The following is a 19,987-nucleotide window of genomic DNA, read 5'->3' as shown; positions in this document are numbered from 1 at the left end:
TTAGGGGGATTTGAACATGCTTGGATTGACTTTACTACCAGCGCTCGCGCTTTTGGGATTTGCGGGATTGATTGGCAGCGACAGCGATGACGACGATACCAACGACGACATGCAAGACGTGGCAGAGCCCGAGGTGACAGACCCGCAGATCGCCACGCAGCAGGGCACCAACGGCCCTGATCTGGTCACGGGCACGGGCGCGGATGACGACATCGACGCGTTTGGCGGTGACGACACGGTAAACGGCTTTGGCGGCGATGACACGGTGCAGGGCGGCGCGGGCAATGACCTGCTGAACCTTGGCGGTGGCAACAATCTTGGCAATGGCGAAGAGGGGCGCGATACCGTCAACGGCGGGCCGGGAGCCGACACATTGCTGGGCGGGAACGGTGCCGACAGTCTTTCAGGCTTCGGGGGCACCGATGACCTGTCCGGCGGGCAGGGCAGCGATATGCTGCGCGGTGGTCTGGGGGACGATCTGCTCAATGGGAACAACGGCAGCGATACGCTTGATGGCGGTGCCGATAATGACACGCTGATCGGCGGCAGCGGCGACGATAGCCTTGGCGGCTTTGGCGGTGCGGATTCCCTCGTGGGCGGGCTCGGGTCCGACAATCTGGATGGCGGGGCCGATAATGATACGCTTTTGGGCGGCGGGCTGATGGATACGCTCTTTGGCGGTTCCGGCGATGACGTGCTGCGCGGTGGCACCAACAACGATCTGGTCAACGGCGGGTCGGGCGATGACGACGCCATGGGCAACTTTGGCGCGGATACCGTGCTGGGGGGGCGCGGCAATGACACGCTAAGCGGTGGCGAAGGCTTTGACTACATCGAAGGGAACGACGGCGACGACATCCTGATGGGCAACGAAGGCAACGACGGGCTCAGTGGCGGGCAGGGCAATGACACGCTGATGGGCGGGGTTGGCAGCGATACGCTGAGCGGCTTGGCGGGCGATGATATTCTCGACGGGCAGGGCGGCAACGACCTGCTCAACGGCAACATCGGGAACGACACGTTGATGGGGGGCGGGTTGAACGACACGCTGAATGGCAATGGCGGCGACGATGTGATCAGCGGCGGCACCCAAAGCGATCTGATCAACGGCGGCAGTGGCAATGATGCGCTGTCTGGCGATGCAGGTGCCGATACGATCAACGCAGGCCCCGGCAATGACACGCTGTCAGGCGGCGAGGGGCCGGACAAGCTGGCGGGCAACAGGGGCGACGACCTGATTGATGGCGACGCTGGCAATGACGCGCTGTTCGGCGGCTTGGGCGACGACACGTTGAACGGCGGGGCGGGAGATGACTTCCTGCTCTCGGGGCTGGGGACCGACAGTATTGACGGCGGTGCCGGTGACGATGTGATCCGCGCGTTCGATTTCAACCTCAACGGCAATGTGTCGGGCGATACCGATACGATGGCAGATGTCGTGCTGGGGGGCGATGGCAACGACACCATCAGCGCCAACGACGGCGATACTGTGACAGGGGGCGAAGGGGCCGATGTGATCAATGCCATCGGCTATGATCAAGTGGGCAAAGCCCCGGTCATCGTGACCGACTTTAATCTCGCCGAAGACGGGCTTTACCTGCAGGAAACCCAAGGCTCGCCCGCGCAATTTGCCCCCGGTGACGGGATGTTCGAAATCCGCGCCGCGGCCAATGGCACCGACAGTGAACTTGTGGTCAACGGCAATGTCGTGGTGATCGTGCAGAACACCAGCGCCTCCGATCTCAGCGCGGACACAAGCTGGCTGCTGAACGCATAAGAGGGGCCGCAGCCCCCCTTGCTTCGATCTTGAATTTCCAGGGCCCTTTCGGGGGCCCTAGATTTGTTCTACCGCAACCTCGGGCAATTGGTAGAAGGCCAGATGGCCCTTGATCTCGGCGACATCCTCGCTGGGGTCCTCGTAGGACCATGCCACGTTTTCCAACGTCCGGCTTTTGGTCACGACCGAGAAATAATGCGCGTCGCCCTTATGCGGGCAGTGGGTGGTCTTGTCGGTCTTGTCCAGAAACGCCATGGCGATATCCGAACGGGGGATATAGATCACCGCGTCGTGGTCGCCTTCGCGCAGCTCAAGCGCGTTACGTGTTTCGGCCAGTACCGCGCCCCCTGCGCGCACTGTCCATGTTCCGTTCGACTTCAATATCTTGATATGGTCTGCCATTGCTGACCGTCCTCCCTGAATGAACTGAAATATATCGCGCTCAAACCGGCGCTGTTGCCGCATCCAACCACAGTTTTGCAACCGGTGATAGCCGCGGCCCGATCTTTTCCGCAACGTCGTGATGATAGGCGTTCAGCCAGTCTCGCGCATCCTGGCTCAGCATCTGCGGCACGATCAGCCGCGTGTCGATGGGCGCAAAGCTCAGCGTCTCCCACGACAGCATGGCGCGATGCGCGTCCCCGCCCGGAAGATCAGGCGCAGACCGCACCACGGCAAGGTTTTCCAGCCGGATGCCAAAGGCCCCCTCGCGGTAATAGCCGGGCTCGATGCTCAGGATCATCCCTTCGGACAGGGGCACCGTGCTCAGCTTGCTGAGGCGTTGAGGCCCTTCGTGCACGCTAAGATAGGCCCCGACGCCATGGCCCAGCCCGTGATCGAAATCCTGCCCCGCCATCCAGAGCGGCAAACGCCCCACAGCCTCGATATCGCGCCCGGCCAGCCCTTGGGGCCAGCGCAGACGGCTCATGGCGATCAAACCGTTCAGCACACGGGTAAACGCCTCTTTCGCCTCTACCGGCGGCGTGCCGATGGCGATGGTGCGGGTGATGTCGGTGGTGCCATCCAGATATTGCCCGCCCGAATCCAGCACCAGCAGATGCCCGTCTTGCAAAAGGCTATCGGTGTCCTCGGTCACGCGGTAGTGCATGATCGCACCATTGGGGCCGGTCCCGGCAATGGTCTCAAAGCTGATCTCTTGCAAGGCCGGATCACGGCGGCGCGCGGTCTCCAGCTGGGTCACCACTTGCGTCTCCGTCACGCTGCCCGCAGGCTGCGCGTCCAGCCAGGCCAGCACTTCGACCAAGGCCGCCCCGTCGCGCAAATGCGCCGCGACAGAGCCTTCGATCTCCGCCGCGTTCTTGCAAGCTTTGGGCAGGGCGCAGGGGTCGTCGCCCCAAACGATCCTGTCGCCCAAAGCGTCCGAGACTGCCACAGGCACGGTGGCCTTCTCGACCAGCACGGGGCCCGACAGGTCGGCGAGAGCGTCTAAAAACGCCTCAGGCGCACGCAGGGTCACATGCGCGCCCAAATGCGCCTCAAGCCCCTCCAGCTTGGATGGGGCGACGAACGCGTCCACGTGACCCGCGCTGTGCAGCACGGCAAAGCCATGCAGGACCGGATTGCGCGCGATATCGGACCCGCGGATGTTCAGCAGCCAACACAGACTGTCGGGCAGGGTGATCACGGCGGCCCCACGGCCCTTGTCGCGCAGCCCTTCGGCCAGCCGCGCGATCTTATCGCCATGGGCCTCGCCCGCATAGTCGATCGGGTGGACCTTGGCGGGGTTCATGGGCGGGGCGGGCTGGTCCTCCCAGACGCGGTCGACCAGATTATCGGTGCGGCGCAGCGTGATGCCGCTGCCGTCCAAGGCGTCCTCAAGCTGGACGATCTGACCGGCGGCATGCAGCCACGGATCAAAGCCGATAACGCCACCCTGAGGCAGCTGTGCGCGGAGCCATTCAGCCAACGAGACTTCGGGCCAGGCCACGGGCGTATAGACATCCGCCACCTGCGCCTTGACCTGCGTGCGGTAGCGCCCATCGATAAACACGCCCGCCACATCGCGCAAAGCGGCACAGAAGCCGGCCGATCCGGTGAACCCCGTGAGCCATTTCAAGCGGTCGTCACGGGGGGCAACATATTCACCTTGATGCGCGTCGGCGCGGGGCACAAGAAACCCGTCAAGCGCCTCTGCCTGCAGCTCTTTGCGCAGCGCCGCCAGCCGTGGCGGCCCTTGTTCCGGCCGCGAGGTTACCTCGAACGATTGAAACATATCCCCACCCCATTCTTCATTTTGCTCTTAAAACTCCCCGCGGAGCGTCCCTGACCCTCAGCTTGCGCGGCGCATGCCCATGACACGGGCCCGCGCGCGGGGATCGGTATCAAACAGCGCCGCCAGCTGTTCGGTCATCGCACCGGCCAGCTGGTCGACATCGGTGATCGTGACGGCGCGGTCATAATAGCGGGTGACGTCGTGGCCGATGCCGATAGCCAGCAGTTCCACCGCCTTGCGTTTCTCGACCATGGCGATCACGTCGCGCAGGTGTTTTTCCAGATAATTCGCTGGGTTCACCGACAGGGTGCTGTCGTCCACAGGCGCACCGTCGCTGATCACCATCAGGATCTTGCGCGCCTCGTGGCGGGCGATCATTCGGCGGTGCGCCCATTCCAGCGCCTCCCCGTCGATGTTCTCTTTCAGCAAGCCTTCTTTCATCATCAACCCCAGATTGGGCCGCGTGCGCCGCCAGGGGGCGTCGGCGGATTTATAGATGATGTGGCGCAGGTCATTCAGACGGCCCGGCTGGACCGGACGGCCGTCGTTCAACCAGGCCTCGCGGGCTTGGCCGCCTTTCCAGGCGCGGGTGGTAAAGCCTAGGATCTCGACCTTGACGTTGCAACGCTCCAGCGTGCGGGCCAGAACATCGGCGCAGATCGCGGCGATGGAAATCGGCCGCCCGCGCATCGAGCCGGAGTTGTCCAGCAGCAAGGTCACACAGGTGTCGCGGAATTCGGTGTCCTGTTCGACCTTGAACGACAGCGGGGTTGTGGGGTTGGCCACGACACGGGCCAGACGGCCGGCATCCAGTGTGCCTTCCTCTAGGTCGAATTCCCACGACCGGTTCTGCTGCGCCTGCAAGCGACGTTGCAGCTTGTTGGCCAGACGGCTGACCGCGCCTTTCAGCGGTTCAAGCTGTTGGTCCAGATAGGCGCGCAGGCGTTCAAGCTCTGCCGGTTCGGCAAGGTCTTCGGCCCCGATCACCTCGTCATGCTCGGTCTGGTACACCAGATAATTCGGGTCCGCGTCCGAGGCTTGTGGCGGGGCGGGCGGCTCCATCGGGGCATCGCCATCGGGCATCTCGGCCTCTTCGCCAAGCTCCTGATCGGCGGTGTCATCCATCGACACCTGCGCCTGAGATTCATCCTGCTGCTGCTCTTGCGACTGCTCGGGCGAGGCTTCTGCCTCGTCGTCGTCCTGATCGTCCTGACCGGTGCTATCGGGCTCTTGCTCTTCTTCGGTGCCTTCTTCCTCGGCACTGTCTTGGTCGTCGTCGCCTTGGTCGGGGTCATCGCCCAGCTGATCGCCATAGCCCAGATCAACGATCATCTTGCGCGCAAAGCGGGCAAAGGCGGCCTGATCATCCAGCGTATCGTTCAACGTCTCGAGCGTGCCTCCGGCCTGATCCTCGATATAGCCGCGCCACAGCTCCATTGCGTTGGCGGCACCGGCGGGCATGTCACGCCCCGTCGCCAGATGGCGCACCAGATAGCCTGCCGCCGTCGCCAAAGGCACGTCCGAGGGTTGCTTGGCCTGATCATAGCCCTTGCGCAGGGAGTCGTATTTGATCTTCGCGTCGATATTGCCCGCGGTGCCGGGCATGTCGCGGGCACCTACGGCTTCGCAGCGGGCGGTTTCCATCGCTTCATAAAGATCGCGGGCCATGTCACCGGCGGGCATGTATTTCGCGTGGGTCTGGCCGTTGTGATAGCGCCGGTTCAGCGCGAGCGCGTCGGCGGTGCCGCGGGCCAGCAGGACTTCTTCGCGGGTCATGCGGCGGCTGACCTGTGGCAGGCGCATGGAATCCCCGCTTAGCCCCGACGGATCAACGGAATAACTGACCGTGAGGTCAGGATCGTTCGACATGACCTTGGTCGCTTCGGCCAAAGCCTTTTTGAACGCGTCGGCGGGGTTATCTGATTGTTTGCTCATGTCATTCTCCCATCCGAGTGCGGCCGACCTGCGGCTTTGGTCACCGCGGCCACACGAAACGGGGCGCTGCGGTCAGACTGTCGCCCACCGACCAAGCTGCCGGTGGACGTCTTGTTCTTCATCCCTGCCAACGCGGGCACGGGGTGGATCGTAGCTTAGCCAAGGCTCAGGCTGGCGGCGGATTCCGGTAGCTCTTCGTCGAACAGACGCTGATAGAATTCGGCAACGGTCTGGCGTTCAAGTTCATCACATTTGTTGAGGAACGACAGGCGGAAGGCATAGCCCACGTCGCGGAAAATCTCGGCGTTCTGGGCCCAGGCAATCACGGTCCGCGGCGACATAACGGTCGAGAGTTCACCATTCATGAAGGCGGTGCGCGTCAGGTCGGCGACGGTAACCATCTGTTTGATCGTCTTGCGGCCTTTTTCGGTGTTGTAATGCGGGTTCTTTGACAGAACGATCTGGGTTTCGGCGTCGATGCTCAGATAGTTCAACGTCGCCACCAGCGACCAACGGTCCATCTGGCCCTGGTTGATCTGCTGTGTGCCGTGGTAAAGACCCGTGGTGTCGCCCAGACCCACCGTGTTCGCGGTCGCGAAGATGCGGAAATAGGGGTGGGGTTCGATCACCTGGTTCTGGTCCAGCAGCGTCAGCTTGCCGTCGACTTCCAGCACACGCTGGATCACGAACATCACATCGGCGCGGCCTGCGTCATATTCATCAAACACGATTGCTGTGGGGTTGCGCAGGGCCCAAGGCAGGATGCCTTCCTGAAAATCCGTGACCTGCTTGCCGTCTTTCAGCTTGATCGCATCCTTGCCAATCAGGTCGATCCGGCTGATGTGGCTATCAAGGTTGACGCGGACACAGGGCCAGTTCAGCAGGCTTGCCACCTGTTCGATGTGGGTGGACTTGCCCGTCCCGTGGTAGCCCTGAACCATCACGCGGCGGTTATGGTTGAACCCCGCAAGGATCGCCATCGTGGTGTCGGGATCGAATTTATAGGTGCTGTCCAGATCGGGAACGCGGCTTGTACGTTCTTCAAAGCCATGCACCACCATGTCGGTGTCGATGCCAAAGACTTCGCGAACGGAGATCTCTTTGGTGGGTTTGGTTGTGAGGTCCAATGAGGTCTCGGCCATATTCTGTACGTCCTTCATGCTTCTGTCTTGCGCACCGCTTGCGGATCAAGGGTGGCGTCCACGGCAACATATCTTTCCTGAGCGCGAGGGAAAGGGGCAATTCGCACCTGCGGCAAAACCGCGAATCCCCGGGACACATGGAAAAGGGGCGGCGCATTTGTCTGCACCGCCCCATCTATATGGCTCTCAAGCCCGTCACAGGCGGATGCCGATGCCCTCGGCCCGCCGGAATGCCGCGGCGTCAGTCCTTGAAGTTGCGGCTGCCCTTCAACTGGTCCCAGGCCCAGACGACGAGCTGCAGCTGCTCTTCCTGGCTGCGGTCCCCGCCGTTCATATCGGGGTGGAGCACCTTGATAAGCGCCTTATAGGCCTTGCGCACTTCGGGTTTGGTCCAGGTGTCCTTGGCTTCCAGAATTTCGAGCGCGCGGCGTTCCGTGGGGGGCAGGCGGCGACCTGCGGCAGGCCCTTTGCCGGGGTTCTGCGTCGCGTTCTTGCCCAGAACCTGATGCGGGTCCTCGATGCCCAAACGCGCCCAGGCCCGTGCTTCGGGGTCGCCCAGAGGCTTGGTCGTACGCTCCCACACTTTGTCCTTGGACTGCTGGGCGTTCAATTCGGCTTCTGTGGTGCCGTCAAAGAAGTTCCACTTGAGGTTATATTCGCGCACGTGTTTCTGGCAGAACCAGAAATAATCATCCAGCACGTCCGGTGCTTTGGGCGCGCGGTACTTGCCCGGTTCTTCGCAGCCTTCGTGCGAACAGACGCGTTGCGATGTCTCGGACGCACCGGACATCCCGCGACGGCCACGGGGATTTTTCTTTTTCGAAGACGACACGGACATGTCGAATCCAAAGGGATCACTTTTGGGCATGATATGGACCTTTCCGACTCAGGCCGGTCAGTTTAGACCTTGGGCTGTGAGATTGAAGGGGGGCTGAGCTAAAAAATGTCAGTGACACAAGAAATTGCCGACCGGCTGGAAGAGGCGTTTGCCCCGTCGGAATTAAGCGTCGTTGACGATAGTGAAAGCCATCGCGGCCACGGGGGCTATCGCGAGGGCGGCGAAAGTCATTTTAATGTGAAAATCCGGTCGGCCCATTTCAAGGGGCTGAACCGTGTTGCGCGGCATCGTGCCGTGCATGGCGCGCTTGGCCCCGATCTGATTGGCCGCATTCACGCGCTTGCGCTGGATCTCGACGTTTAAGCCCTGCGTCACGGTTTGCGGCTAGTCTGCCGTCTTATCCGTCTTTGCCGTTTTCGTTTCGGGGGCCGTGGTGTCTGCCTCGGTCTTCGGGGCGGTCTCTGCGGCTGTGGCGCTTGGCTTGGCAGGCGTTTTCACGGTGGTTGATTTACGGCGCGACGCCAGCGCGTTCAGCAGGGACGGGGCCACCACGGCGGTCTTGCCGTCGTCTTTCGTTTCGCCATGCTCATCCTCGAAATAGGGCGCGTCGCCTGCGTCCTCTGCTTGGGTGGTTTCAGCTTCGGGCTCGGGCGTGTCGTGCGTGTCGGGCTGCGGCGGGGGAAGCAGCTCTGTAGTGACGGCTTCGTCCTCGGGCTCGGCCTCGCGGAGGCGGCGAAACACCAGCACATTGCGCCACTCTGTCGTGCTGCCGGTCAGGCCCGCGCGTTCGATCGACGGCAGGGTCTCGGCCCGTTGATATTCCCACCCATACCCTGAAAGACCGTTCATAAGTTCTTGCAACGCATGGGAAAATCGCGCTTCTGACCCTTTGACGTTCTTGGCTTTCAACCCTTTGGTCGGGGCGGGCACAACTTTGTATTCATAGCGTGGCATGGCGGCTGGCTTTCAAATCAATACGGGGGTAGGCAGCGGGATACACTCAGCGTTTCAGGCCAATCTTGCGGCCCGCCTGCTCAGGATAGGGCAAGCTGGCATGGGCTGTTTTCATCGCCTCAAGCCGCGCCATGAGGTCGGCGGGCATGGGGGCCACGCGGGGGCCGGACTGGTCGATGTGCAGCGTCAGCGCCTCGCCCGTGGCGGCAAGCCATCCGTCCTCGTGCCAAAGCTGCGTGAAGGAATGGAAACGTTTTTCATCAAAGTCGAGCAGCTGGAAGGTGCAATAGGTCGACGCCCCTTCGTGCAGCTCGCGCAGATAGCAGATGTGGAATTCGGCGACATAGGTGGTGTGGCCGGTCTTCTGATACTCTGGTCCGAACCCGATCTGGTGATAGGCATCATCGACGGCGTTATCCATCAGCACCGAATAATAGGCCATGTTCAGGTGACCGTTAAAGTCGATCCATTCGGGTTGAACAATGCGCGGCGATGACCGGAAGGGCGTTTCCATAAATGACCTTTCACAAGATGTCAGATGGGGGAGCGTGGCAAGAAAAGGGCCGGGGTTTTGGTGAACCCCGGCCCGATGTCTTAGCCGTTCAGTTTTTGCGCGACGATCTGGTTGACCGCTTTGGGGTTCGCCTTGCCGCCCGTGGCCTTCATCGTCTGACCGACGAACCAACCGGCGAGCTTTGGGTTCTCGCGCGCTTTGGCGACCTGATCGGGGTTCGCGGCGATGATCTCGTCCACGGCGGCCTCGATCGCGCTGGTGTCTGTGACCTGCTTCATCCCGCGCTCTTCAACGATCACCGCAGGATCACCGCCTTCGGTATAGACGATTTCAAACAGATCCTTGGCGATCTTGCCCGAAATCGCGTCAGAGGCGATCAGATCAATCACACCACCAAGCTGAGCAGGGCTGACGGGGCTGTCGGTGATGGCTTTCTCGTCTTTCTTGAGACGGCCAAACAGTTCGTTAATCACCCAGTTCGCCGCCATCTTGCCGTCGCGACCCTGTGCGGTCGCCTCGAAATAGCCTGCGCTGTCCAGATCCGAGGTCAGCACCGAGGCGTCATAGTCGCTTAGGCCAAAGTCGTTGATGAAACGTGCTTTCTTGGCGTCAGGCAATTCGGGCAGGTTGGCACCGATGTCGTCCACCCACGCCTGTTCGATCACCAAAGGCAACAGATCGGGGTCGGGGAAATAGCGATAGTCATGCGCCTCTTCCTTGGAGCGCATGGAGCGGGTTTCCTGCTTGTCCGGATCGAACAGGCGGGTTTCCTGCACCACTTCGCCACCGGCCTCGACGATGGCAATCTGGCGTTTCGCCTCGACCTCGATCGCTTGCTGGATGAACCGCATGGAGTTCATGTTCTTGATCTCGCAGCGCGTGCCCAAATGGCTGAAATCCTGCGTCTCCTGATATTTTTCGTACTGACCGGGCAGGCAGATCGACACGTTCACATCCGCGCGCATGGCACCGGACTGCATGTCGCCGTTGCAGGTCCCCAGATAGCGCAGGATCTGGCGCAGTTTGGTCAGATAGGCGGCGGCCTCTTCGGGGCCGCGGATGTCGGGGCGGCTCACGATCTCCATCAGCGCAACACCGGTGCGGTTCAGGTCGACGAAGGACATGTTCGGGTCCATGTCGTGGATCGATTTGCCCGCGTCCTGTTCAAGGTGGATGCGTTCAACGCGTACCAGCCGCGCCGTGCCATCGCCCAATTCCACCAGCACTTCACCTTCGCCCACAATGGGGTGGTAAAGCTGCGAGATCTGATAGCCCTGTGGCAAGTCGGGGTAGAAATAGTTCTTGCGGTCAAAGGCGCTGTGCAGGTTGATCTCGGCCTTCAGGCCCAGACCCGTGCGCACGGCCTGTTCGACACAGTATTCGTTGATGGTGGGCAGCATGCCGGGCATGGCCGCGTCAACGAAAGCGACGTTGTTGTTCGGCTCGGCCCCGAATTTGGTCGAGGCGGCGGAAAAGAGCTTTGCGTTCGATAGAACCTGCGCGTGCACCTCCATCCCGATGACCAGTTCCCAGTCATGTTTGGCACCCGCAATGGTGCGCACTTTGGGGGTGTCATAGGTCAGGTCAAGCATGGGGGCACCTTTGGCGTCAGAAACAGAACGCCTTGGTCATAAGACAGGGGGCGGGGTGCTGCAAGAGGCAGGCCGCGCCAATGCGCGCCGGACCGGCCAAGAGGTGCTGCCCAAAGGCGATCTTAGGCAGGCGTGGCCTCTGGTCCCTTGCTGGTGAACACGATCCGCTGCCCCGAGGCGAGCTCGGAACGGAATAGGCTGGTCATCACCTGCATCGCATCCTCGCGGCCGGACGCGGCGAATTTATGCGGCGACCGGATGCGCAGGTTGTTGTCAAAGCCGTGGGCGGCATGGGCCCAGATCATCGGGTGCAATTCTGTCAGATGCGCACGGATGATCCATTCGGTGCAGGCACCGATGCGGGCGCGAATGCTGTCGGCGCGTTCGTTTCCGCCGCCGCCAAAGCTGGTCATATTGGCGCAATAGGCCGCCAGCAGGTTCGCGAAATAGGCGGTGGAGTGATGCGCAAGGATGTCGCGCAAACCGTCGATGAAATAGTCAACGTCCAGATTGGCACAGGCCGTATCATCAGAGCAGATCGCGTCAAACATCACCCAGGTATAGCCACCGGCCCCCCAGACATTCTGCACCCGCGCGGCGGTGCGTCGGGCTTCAAGCTCAAGCTCTGAATAGCCGCCGTGATGGCGCGGTAGCAGGTGGTTGCCCAAGGCGCGCATGGGGCGCGGGTTCAGCGGGTTGAGCATGATCAGCTTTTCGTAGCTTTCGCGCAGCCCGCCTTGGTGGTTGAACGGCCCGCTCGCATGGGCGCAGCAGGTGGCCGCGACAAGCGCGCTGGTGGGATGCTGGGCAATGAAGGGGGCGATGATCTCTCCGGCGCGCTCAAAGTGGGCGATGCAGGCGTCGCGGTTGCGTTGCGGCAGCACGTTGCTTTCGCCTTTGCCGCGCCACGCCCAGCCGATGTCGATATGCGCCTGGGCCACGACGCAGGCGACGACGTAATCGTCTTGGTGCTCGTCCAGCACATGTTCGAAATCCTCGATCCCGCTCAGCAAGGCCTTGGCAAAGCCGCTGTCCACGTCCTCGATCGCATGCTCTGTCGCCATCACCACATCGGCGCGGGCACCATAGGCGATCAGCTCGGCCACAGGCATGGACCCGGGGGTGAGCGTGCTATCAGCGTCTGCCGCGCGGATCACCTTTGACAGCGCCGCCCAGTTCTCCTGCCGCACCAAGCCTTGGCCCAGCTGGTGGTTTTCATCGCAAAGACGGTCCTCGGCCGTGGGATCAGGGCAGTCGATGCTGAGCATTTCATGGGGCGAAGGCGGTACAGCATCCGGGCGCGGCACGGCGGTTTGCGCGGTTTTCTGAGGCTGCGGGCGGGGTTCTTGCTTGCGCGGCGTTTGGCCAAGATCGTCAGAATCCAACAGCAGCGTCGGAACGCTTTTGCGTTTGAATAAATTCTTGAGGTGCCGCATCATTTGTCCAGTCCTATATGAACCCGTCTTCTGCCACTGAAAATGGCGGGATATTTAGGCACCAAGATGGCATCGCGATGGTTAGTCTGGGATTTGCCAAGCGTCTGAACGCGGCTTTAAGGCTGAATAATGCCTGATTGTTCAAAGACCGGCGACGATGGCGCGGAACACGCTATGTTGTGCGCGAATACGACTGGGGGAGTAGGAATGTCAGCAAAGATAAAAGCACGTCGCAGCGGGATGCGGCGCGGTGGTCTGGGGCGGGTGATTCTCGCGCCGGTGGTGGTCGCGCTTCTGTCCGGTGGCGTGGCACTGCCGTTGGCGGCCGAGACGGTGAATGTCCTGCGCCCGGTGGCCCGCAGCGCGGTCCCTGATCCTGACACCACGCCGCCGACCGCCGCTGCGCCGATCGAACCCGCGCCTGCAGTGCCCGGAGAGGGTGGCACAGCGGGCCCCGACCTTGCGACCGCCGCGCCGATCAATCTTTACGAGGTCTCGCCGCCTGCGCGCAACGGTGTGATCCCGCGCACAAGGTGGCAGCACCGGCGCGGGCATGCGGTCTGGACGCGCACGGCGCTGTCCGCGCTCAAGTCCCACGGCAAGCCTCTGGTTGATATGGTGCCCGGCGACATCAACGACTGGTGCCCGGCCTATCCCACGGCATCGGACGCGGACCGCAGGGCGTTTTGGGTCGGGTTCATGTCGGCGCTGGCGAAACACGAAAGCACTTATAAGGCGCGCGCGGTCGGGGGGGGCGGTCTGTGGTACGGGTTGCTTCAGATCCTGCCTGCCACCGCGCGCGGCTATGGCTGCAACGTCGGCACGGGCGCGGGGTTGCAGAACGGGGCCGCGAACCTGAGCTGTGCTGTGCGGATCATGGCGGTCACCGTGCCCCGTGACGGGGTGATCTATGGTCGCGGCGGGCGTGGTGTCGCGGCGGACTGGGGCCCGTTGCGCAGCCCTGCGAAACGTCGGGACATGTCGCGCTGGCTGAAGCAGCAAGCCTATTGCAAACCACTGGATGCCACGCGCCCCAAGCCGCGCCCCTGAACGTGACCCTGAACGCGCCGCCCGTGGCCGGCCTAGCCGCGCAGGCTAAAGTGGTGCCGCTGCGTGGGGACGCCAGCGGCGTGCAGCGCGTGCTCGAACGGGCGGTGCGGGGGCATGGCATCTGGGGGAATACGCAACCGCTGCCCCGAGCGCAGCACCACCGTCGCGCGGACAGAAAGGTCCAGCCGCGTATCAAGGCGGATGTGGTCGATTGTGTCGAGCGGGATCGTAACCTTATCCTTGCCCCGCTGCCAGACCAGCGCCTGCGGGGTGAGGCTCAGGCTGGCGATGGGGTTTGTCGCAAGATCCCATAGCGCGGGCAGGGTGAAGAGGGCGACGATCGCCAGTATCACCGGGGACGCGTCAATCACGACATAGGCAGCGATCAGCGCCAGCCAGACAGCCGCGACCACCAAAGCCGTCCAAAGGCTGCGCCCCGCACGCCGGTAGTGGAAGGTGCCCCGCGGCGGGACACCTTCGGCGGCATCATGCACCGCGGATACGTGTCAGCATTTCGGTCGTGTCACGCGACAGACCGGGTTGCGACAGGATGCGGTCCAGCTCTGCCTTGATCATGTCCTGACGGTCAGCGTCATAGCGTTTCCATGTCTGGAAGGCCGAACACATCCGCGCAGTGGTCTGCGGGTTCACCGGATCAAGCTGGATCAGCCAATCGGCAAGCAGACGATAGCCCGCCCCCGAGGCATGGTGGAAGCCTGCGTGATGCGCAGCAAAGGCCCCCAGCACAGCGCGGAAGCGGTTCGGGTTCTTCCAGTTGAAGTCAGGGTGTTTGGTCAGCGTCTCGACCACCTCGTGGGCGTCTTCGGGGTCGGCTTCCATCACCTGCAGGCCGAACCATTTGTCCATCACCAGACGGTCCGCTTTCCACTGCGCCTCGAAGGCCTCGACAGCCTTCTTGCCGCGACCGGCGCGGACCAGATTGGCCAACGCGGAAAGCTGCTGGGTCATATTGTCGGCCGCGTCATATTGCTCTTGCGCAAGCACGCCGTCGTCATTGCGCGTCAGCAGTGACAGGGCGGCATTGGACAGGGCGCGCTTGCCCGCCTGTTTCGCGTTTGGCTCGAACGGGGCGTCGACGGTGTGGCGGCGATAAAGCGTCGGCAACAGATCGGCAAAGGCGTCGGCCATCGCGGCGCGGGTCGCCTCGGTCGCGGCATAGATGATGTCGGGGTCTGGGGTGTCGCCTGCCTCTGACAGCGCGCGCGCCAGATCGGATTGCGACGGCAGCCCCAGCATCAGCGCGCGATACGCCGGATCAAGGGTTTCATCCCCGATCACCGCGCGGATACCGGCCAGCCAATCCTTGTTCGGGGCCTTGCCCTCGCGGATCATCCCAAGCAGCGACCCATAGGCCAGCATGCGCCCCTGTTCCCAACGGTTGAACGGATCGGTGTCATGGGCCAGCAGATGCGCGCGGTCTGCGTCCGACAGGTCTTGGGTCAGCACCACCGGTGCTGAAAAGCCGCGCAGCACGGATGCCACAGGGCGCGTCCCCAGATCGTCAAAGACAAAGCTTTGTTCGGCCTGCGTCATTTCCAGCACCGTGGTCTCGTGCACCTCGTCCCCGTCCTGACCGATCAGCCCGACAGCGATCGGCAGCACATAGGGCTGCGGGTCGGCGGTGGCCGCGCTGGCGGGGGTGTGCTGCTTGAAATGCAACGTCAATGTGCCGTGGTCCCAGCTTTCCGTGACCGACAGCTGCGGCGTGCCCGCTTGGGAATACCAGCGCTTGAACTGCCCCAGATCGCGGCCTGTTGTATCCTCGAACACCTGTAGCCAGTCTTCGATGGTACAAGCCTGCCCGTCGTGGCGATCGAAATAGAGGTCAAGCGCTTTTGAATACGCCGCGTCCCCGACCAGCAGCTTGAGCATGCCAATCACCTCGGCCCCTTTTTCATAGACCGTGGCGGTGTAGAAGTTGTTGATTTCCTGAAAACTCTCGGGGCGCACGGGGTGGGCCAGCGGGCCTTGGTCCTCGGGGAATTGGCGGGCGCGCAGGTCGATCACATCACCGATCCGCTTCACCGCGGCAGAGCGTATGTCAGAGGTAAACTGGCTGTCGCGATAGACCGTCAGCCCTTCCTTCAGGCACAGCTGAAACCAATCGCGGCAGGTGATGCGGTTGCCGGTCCAGTTGTGGAAATACTCATGCGCGATAATCGCCTCGATCCGTTCAAAGTTCATATCGGTCGAGGTTTCGGGCGACGCGAGAACGGCGGAGGAGTTGAAGATGTTCAGCCCCTTATTTTCCATCGCGCCCATGTTGAAGTCATCCACGGCAACGATGTTGAACAGATCAAGATCGTATTCACGACCATAAACGTCCTCGTCCCATTTCATACTGTCTTTCAGGGCCTGCATCCCAAAAGCGCATTTGCCTTCGTCACCGGGGCGCACATAGAGGTTCAGGTCAACGTCGCGGCCTGATTTCGTGGTGAAGCTGCCGGGGTGTGCGACCAGATCGCCCGCGACCAGAGCAAACAGGTAGGCAGGCTTGGGCCAGGGATCATGCCATTCGGCGGTATCCTTGCCGCTGCTGACGGGGTTGCCGTTGGACAGCAATACCGGATGTGGTCCGTTGATGGTTACAGTAAACACCGCCATCACATCGGGGCGGTCGGGGTAATAGGTGATCTTGCGAAAGCCTTCCGCCTCGCATTGGGTGCAATACATGCCGTTCGACATGTAAAGCCCCTCAAGCGCGGTGTTGCCCATCGGGTCGATCTCTACCTCCGCTTCCCAGACGAAGGGCGCGTCCGGCACATCGCAGGTCAGCCCCTGGGGCGTCACCTCGGGCGAGACGGGCGTGCCATCAATCATGGCCGAGACAAGCGACAGGTTCTCCCCGTGCAGAAAGAACGTGTGGTCGCTTGCATCGGGGTTGGGGCGAAAGGAGATACGGCTTTTGACACGGGTCTTGCGCGGGTCCAGATCGAAATGCAGCGCGACATCGTCGATGATAAAGCCATAAGGCGTGTAGTCGGCCAGATATATCGTCTGGGGGGCAGCGTCGCGCATGTTTTTTCCTTCTGTTTGGAACCAGATGTCCAGCGCTCAAGTTAGTCTTGCAACACGGCACCTGCAAGGTCGCCACCCGAGAAGATCAACTTTCACCGAACCCATCGGAGGGCATCATGTCTGCACCCGACACAAATATCGACAAACAAGAGAAACAGCACAAACCCGCGCTGCTTGGCGTCAAAGGCGCGATGATCTTCGGCATCGTGATTACGGCCATTCTTGGCTTCATCCTGATCGACAACGGTCGCGAAGACCGTCAACCCGCTGCCGAAGAAGGCACGCAGGCCATTACCACTGACAGCACCGTCCCCGCGGTGACCGAGGAAGACACAAGCGGCGCAACGCAGGCGGACGATACCAACGCAGCGCCTGTGGATCCCGTCGCACCGGGGACAAACGAAAGCAACTGAGTTTTATAAGCGCTTTTAACGATTGAAGATTTAATGATTTGGACGGCAGACCTTGGCGACAAGGCCTGCCGTTTTTTATGATGATAGGGATCATCCGGGGGGGGTAAGGCGCAATGGCGAAAATGCGCAAGAAATCAGATCTGCCGACCAAGATATGCCAAAGCTGCGGGCTGCCCTTTAGCTGGCGTCGCAAATGGGCGCGCGATTGGGAGACGGTGAAATACTGCTCTGACCGATGCCGCAGGGCACGGGGGGCAGTTGGCGCTCGGTAGGGGCTGCATTGGTAAGATGATTTTACCAATACATGTTGCTCCACGGGGGGATACCTTCTAAGTCTTGTCGCAAAGCAAATTCCACGCGAGCGACAGGAGCTATGAGATGACACAGCGTACCGACAAAAACGGCCTTCAGGTTGCCGCCGAACTGGTTGATTTTATCGAGGGTGCAGCACTGCCCGGCACCGGCATCGATGCGGGAACGTTCTGGGCGGGGCTCAGCGATCTGGTACATGACCTTGGCCCCACGAACCGCGCGCTGTTGCAGACCCGTGAAGACATGCAGGCCAAGATCGACAGCTGGCATAAAGAACGGGCCGGCCAGCCTCATGATGCGGACGCCTACACAAGCTTTCTGCGCGAGATCGGGTATCTGGTGCCCGAAGGCCCCGCGTTCGAGATTGACACAAAAGGCGTCGACCCTGAAATCGCTCAGGTGCCCGGCCCGCAGCTGGTGGTGCCGATCACCAACGCCCGCTTTGCCCTGAACGCCGCCAATGCGCGGTGGGGCAGCCTGTATGACGCCTATTACGGCACCGACGCTTTGGGTGATCTGCCGCAGGGCAAGGGATACGATGCGGACCGTGGTGCACGGGTCGTGGCGCAGGCCAAGGCGTTTTTGGATGACGCGGTGCCGCTGGCGTCAGGCAGTCACGCGGATGTAACGGGCTATGCCGTGGTTGACGGCGCACTGACACCTGCGTTGAAAGATCCGGCACAGTTTGTCGGCTATCGTGGCGATGCCGCCGCGCCCGAGGCGATCTTGCTGCGCAACAACGGGCTGCACATCGAAATCCGGATCGACGCCGCGCATAACATCGGCAAGACCGATCCGGCAGGCGTGGCGGATGTGCTGCTGGAATCCGCGATGTCTACGATCATGGATTGTGAAGACAGCGTCGCCGCCGTGGACGCCGAGGATAAGGTCGTGGCCTATGGGAATTGGTTGGGGCTGATGAAAGGCGATCTGTCGGAAACCTTCGAGAAGGGCGGCCAGCAGGTCACGCGCGAGATGCACGGGGATCGCGACTATACCGCGCCAGACGGCAGCGCGCTGACGATCAAGGGGCGGTCGCTGATGCTGGTGCGCAATGTCGGCCACCTGATGACCAACCCCGCCATTCTGGACCGCGACGGGCGCGAGATTGGTGAAGGGCTGATGGATGCCATGGTCACCACGCTGATCGCGATGCACGATCTGCAAAAGACCGGGGGCATGCGCAACTCGGTCGCGGGATCGGTCTATGTGGTTAAGCCCAAGATGCACGGGCCCGAGGAAGTGGCCTTTGCTGATGAGATATTTACCCGCGTGGAAACCGTGCTGGGTCTGCCTGCCAATACGGTCAAGCTGGGCATCATGGATGAAGAGCGCCGCACCTCGGTCAACCTCGCGGAGTGTATCCGCGCGGCCAAATCTCGCGTGGCCTTTATCAACACCGGCTTCCTTGATCGTACCGGCGACGAGATCCACACCTCTATGGAGGCAGGGCCGATGGTGCCCAAGGGCGAGATGAAAAACGCCCCTTGGATCAGCGCCTATGAGGATCGCAACGTTGATATCGGTCTGGCCTGCGGCCTGCAAGGACGTGCCCAGATCGGCAAGGGCATGTGGGCCATGCCGGATCTGATGGAGGCGATGCTGGAGGCCAAGATCGGTCACCCCAAAGCGGGTGCGAACTGCGCTTGGGTGCCATCGCCCACGGCCGCCACACTGCACGCGATGCACTACCACAAAATCGACGTGCTTGCGCGTCAGGACGAGATCAAACAGGGAGGGGCCCGTGGCACGCTGGCCGATTTGCTGACCATTCCGGTACTGGACGGGCGTAACCTGTCGGACGCGGATGTCGCGCAGGAGGTTGAGAACAACGCCCAAGGCATCCTTGGCTATGTTGTGCGATGGGTCGATCAGGGTGTTGGGTGCTCGAAGGTGCCAGACATCCATGACGTCGGCCTGATGGAAGACCGCGCGACCTGCCGTATCTCGGCTCAGGCGCTGGCGAACTGGCTGCACCACGGGGTGATCTCGGAAGAGCAGGTCACGGCAGCCCTCAAGAAGATGGCCGCTGTCGTGGACCGGCAGAATGCGGGCGATCCGCTGTACCAGCCTATGGCACCGGGTTTTGACGGCATCGCGTTTCAGGCAGCCAGCGATCTGGTGCTGAAAGGGCGCGTGCAGCCTTCGGGTTATACCGAACCTGTCCTGCATGCCCGCCGGTTGGAACTGAAAGCCGCGCAGGGCTGAGTTTGAAGTTTCGGAAAGGGCGAGGGGCCAGCCCCTCGCGCTCCCCGGAGTTTAGTTGGCAAAATGAAGGAATAGTGAGGATAGCATGGCAGTCACATTAGAGCAGGCGCGCACGATGATCGCCGAGACGTTCAAGAAGGGGCATGAGCTGGGGCTGAAGCCCTTGTCGGCAGTGGTGCTTGATGCGGGCGGCCACGTGCAAGCCTTCGAGCGGGAAGACGGTGCCGCACCGGGGCGTTTCGGAATCGCCCACGGCAAAGCCTATGGCGCGGTGATGCTGGGGATGGCAGGGCGCGCGCAGATGGCGCGGGCCGAACAGCAGGCCTATTTCATGGCGGCAGTGAACGGTGTGTATGGCGGGGCGGTGGTGCCTGTGCCGGGCGGCTTGCTGCTGCGCGATGACGCCGGCGTCGTGATTGGCGCGCTGGGCGTGACGGGGGATACCTCGGACAACGACGTCAAAGCAGCGCTGGCAGGGATCGAAGCGGCAGGGCTGAAAGGCGAGGAATAACGCCCGCTTTGGGGTGTTGAGGTCGGATTGAGG

General features: G+C 62.0%; 18 protein-coding genes. 7 read left to right on the top strand and 11 right to left on the bottom strand.

Going from position 1 to position 19,987, the window contains the following annotated elements; genetic code table 11:
* The first annotated feature begins 16 nt into the window (after positions 1–16).
* The gene (locus EE36_RS16315) at positions 17–1,777 is read left to right on the top strand and encodes a calcium-binding protein (RefSeq protein ID WP_005854101.1); all 1,761 of its coding nucleotides are present in this window, start codon (positions 17–19) and stop codon (positions 1,775–1,777) included.
* A gap of 57 nt (positions 1,778–1,834) precedes the next feature.
* Here EE36_RS16315 and EE36_RS16310 read toward each other — a convergent pair whose 3' ends face one another.
* The 5 genes from EE36_RS16310 to EE36_RS16290 all read right to left on the bottom strand — a co-directional run bounded on the left by EE36_RS16310 (position 1,835) and on the right by EE36_RS16290 (position 7,955).
* Positions 1,835–2,179, bottom strand: a complete 345-nt coding sequence (locus EE36_RS16310) for a DUF427 domain-containing protein (RefSeq protein ID WP_005854099.1) — start codon at positions 2,177–2,179, stop codon at positions 1,835–1,837.
* A gap of 40 nt (positions 2,180–2,219) precedes the next feature.
* On the bottom strand, positions 2,220–4,010 hold the full coding sequence (locus tag EE36_RS16305) for an aminopeptidase P family protein (protein ID WP_005854097.1): 1,791 nt from the start codon (positions 4,008–4,010) through the stop codon (positions 2,220–2,222).
* A gap of 57 nt (positions 4,011–4,067) precedes the next feature.
* Positions 4,068–5,945, bottom strand: a complete 1,878-nt coding sequence (gene cobT, locus EE36_RS16300) for a cobaltochelatase subunit CobT (RefSeq protein ID WP_005854095.1) — start codon at positions 5,943–5,945, stop codon at positions 4,068–4,070.
* 155 nt (positions 5,946–6,100) lie between these two features.
* The gene (gene cobS, locus EE36_RS16295; RefSeq protein ID WP_005854093.1) at positions 6,101–7,087 is read right to left on the bottom strand and encodes a cobaltochelatase subunit CobS; all 987 of its coding nucleotides are present in this window, start codon (positions 7,085–7,087) and stop codon (positions 6,101–6,103) included.
* A gap of 241 nt (positions 7,088–7,328) precedes the next feature.
* On the bottom strand, positions 7,329–7,955 hold the full coding sequence (locus tag EE36_RS16290) for a J domain-containing protein (RefSeq protein ID WP_005854091.1): 627 nt from the start codon (positions 7,953–7,955) through the stop codon (positions 7,329–7,331).
* A gap of 75 nt (positions 7,956–8,030) precedes the next feature.
* Here EE36_RS16290 and EE36_RS16285 point away from each other — a divergent pair, with 75 nt between their 5' ends.
* Positions 8,031–8,288: a BolA family transcriptional regulator gene (locus tag EE36_RS16285; protein WP_005854089.1), complete on the top strand. Its 258-nt coding sequence runs from the start codon at positions 8,031–8,033 to the stop codon at positions 8,286–8,288.
* A 21-nt stretch (positions 8,289–8,309) separates the two neighbouring features.
* On the opposite strand, the gene EE36_RS16280 is transcribed toward EE36_RS16285, so the two are convergent.
* The 4 genes from EE36_RS16280 to EE36_RS16265 form a co-directional block, all read right to left on the bottom strand.
* Entirely contained in the window at positions 8,310–8,879 is a 570-nt protein-coding gene (locus tag EE36_RS16280; protein ID WP_005854087.1) for a hypothetical protein, read from the bottom strand.
* A gap of 46 nt (positions 8,880–8,925) precedes the next feature.
* Entirely contained in the window at positions 8,926–9,393 is a 468-nt protein-coding gene (locus tag EE36_RS16275) for a thioesterase family protein (RefSeq protein WP_005854085.1), read from the bottom strand.
* Between the two features lie 80 nt (positions 9,394–9,473).
* Complete coding sequence (gene gatB, locus EE36_RS16270) at positions 9,474–10,985, bottom strand: Asp-tRNA(Asn)/Glu-tRNA(Gln) amidotransferase subunit GatB (RefSeq protein ID WP_005854083.1); 1,512 nt, start codon at positions 10,983–10,985, stop codon at positions 9,474–9,476.
* Positions 10,986–11,107: 122 nt separating this feature from the next.
* Positions 11,108–12,424: a hypothetical protein gene (locus EE36_RS16265; protein ID WP_005854079.1), complete on the bottom strand. Its 1,317-nt coding sequence runs from the start codon at positions 12,422–12,424 to the stop codon at positions 11,108–11,110.
* Positions 12,425–12,628: 204 nt separating this feature from the next.
* Here EE36_RS16265 and EE36_RS16260 point away from each other — a divergent pair, with 204 nt between their 5' ends.
* Complete coding sequence (locus EE36_RS16260) at positions 12,629–13,471, top strand: transglycosylase SLT domain-containing protein (protein WP_039912104.1); 843 nt, start codon at positions 12,629–12,631, stop codon at positions 13,469–13,471.
* A 32-nt stretch (positions 13,472–13,503) separates the two neighbouring features.
* Here EE36_RS16260 and EE36_RS16255 read toward each other — a convergent pair whose 3' ends face one another.
* Both EE36_RS16255 and pepN read right to left on the bottom strand, forming a co-directional pair.
* On the bottom strand, positions 13,504–13,965 hold the full coding sequence (locus tag EE36_RS16255; RefSeq protein ID WP_005854076.1) for a hypothetical protein: 462 nt from the start codon (positions 13,963–13,965) through the stop codon (positions 13,504–13,506).
* Positions 13,958–16,510 carry an aminopeptidase N gene (gene pepN / locus EE36_RS16250; protein WP_005854074.1) on the bottom strand — a complete coding sequence of 851 codons (2,553 nt, stop codon included), beginning with the start codon at positions 16,508–16,510 and terminating at the stop codon, positions 13,958–13,960. The genes EE36_RS16255 and pepN overlap by 8 nt, the downstream gene beginning before the upstream one ends.
* A gap of 116 nt (positions 16,511–16,626) precedes the next feature.
* Here pepN and EE36_RS16245 point away from each other — a divergent pair, with 116 nt between their 5' ends.
* The 4 genes from EE36_RS16245 to EE36_RS16235 all read left to right on the top strand — a co-directional run bounded on the left by EE36_RS16245 (position 16,627) and on the right by EE36_RS16235 (position 19,954).
* A complete protein-coding gene (locus EE36_RS16245) occupies positions 16,627–16,923 on the top strand; it encodes a hypothetical protein (protein WP_005854072.1) in 297 nt (98 codons plus the stop codon).
* 113 nt (positions 16,924–17,036) lie between these two features.
* Positions 17,037–17,195, top strand: a complete 159-nt coding sequence (locus EE36_RS17405; RefSeq protein ID WP_083776474.1) for a DUF2256 domain-containing protein — start codon at positions 17,037–17,039, stop codon at positions 17,193–17,195.
* A 106-nt stretch (positions 17,196–17,301) separates the two neighbouring features.
* On the top strand, positions 17,302–19,443 hold the full coding sequence (locus EE36_RS16240; RefSeq protein WP_005854070.1) for a malate synthase G: 2,142 nt from the start codon (positions 17,302–17,304) through the stop codon (positions 19,441–19,443).
* Positions 19,444–19,528: 85 nt separating this feature from the next.
* Positions 19,529–19,954 (top strand): heme-binding protein, encoded by a 426-nt coding sequence (locus EE36_RS16235; protein WP_005854068.1) that lies wholly within the window; start codon positions 19,529–19,531, stop codon positions 19,952–19,954.
* Positions 19,955–19,987 lie beyond the last annotated feature (33 nt).

This window comes from Sulfitobacter sp. EE-36 (genome assembly GCF_000152605.1).
GTDB classification, from domain to species: Bacteria; Pseudomonadota; Alphaproteobacteria; order Rhodobacterales; family Rhodobacteraceae; genus Sulfitobacter; species Sulfitobacter pontiacus.
Note: the sequence above shows the minus strand (reverse complement) of the source record. Positions and strands in the feature narration are given on the sequence as shown.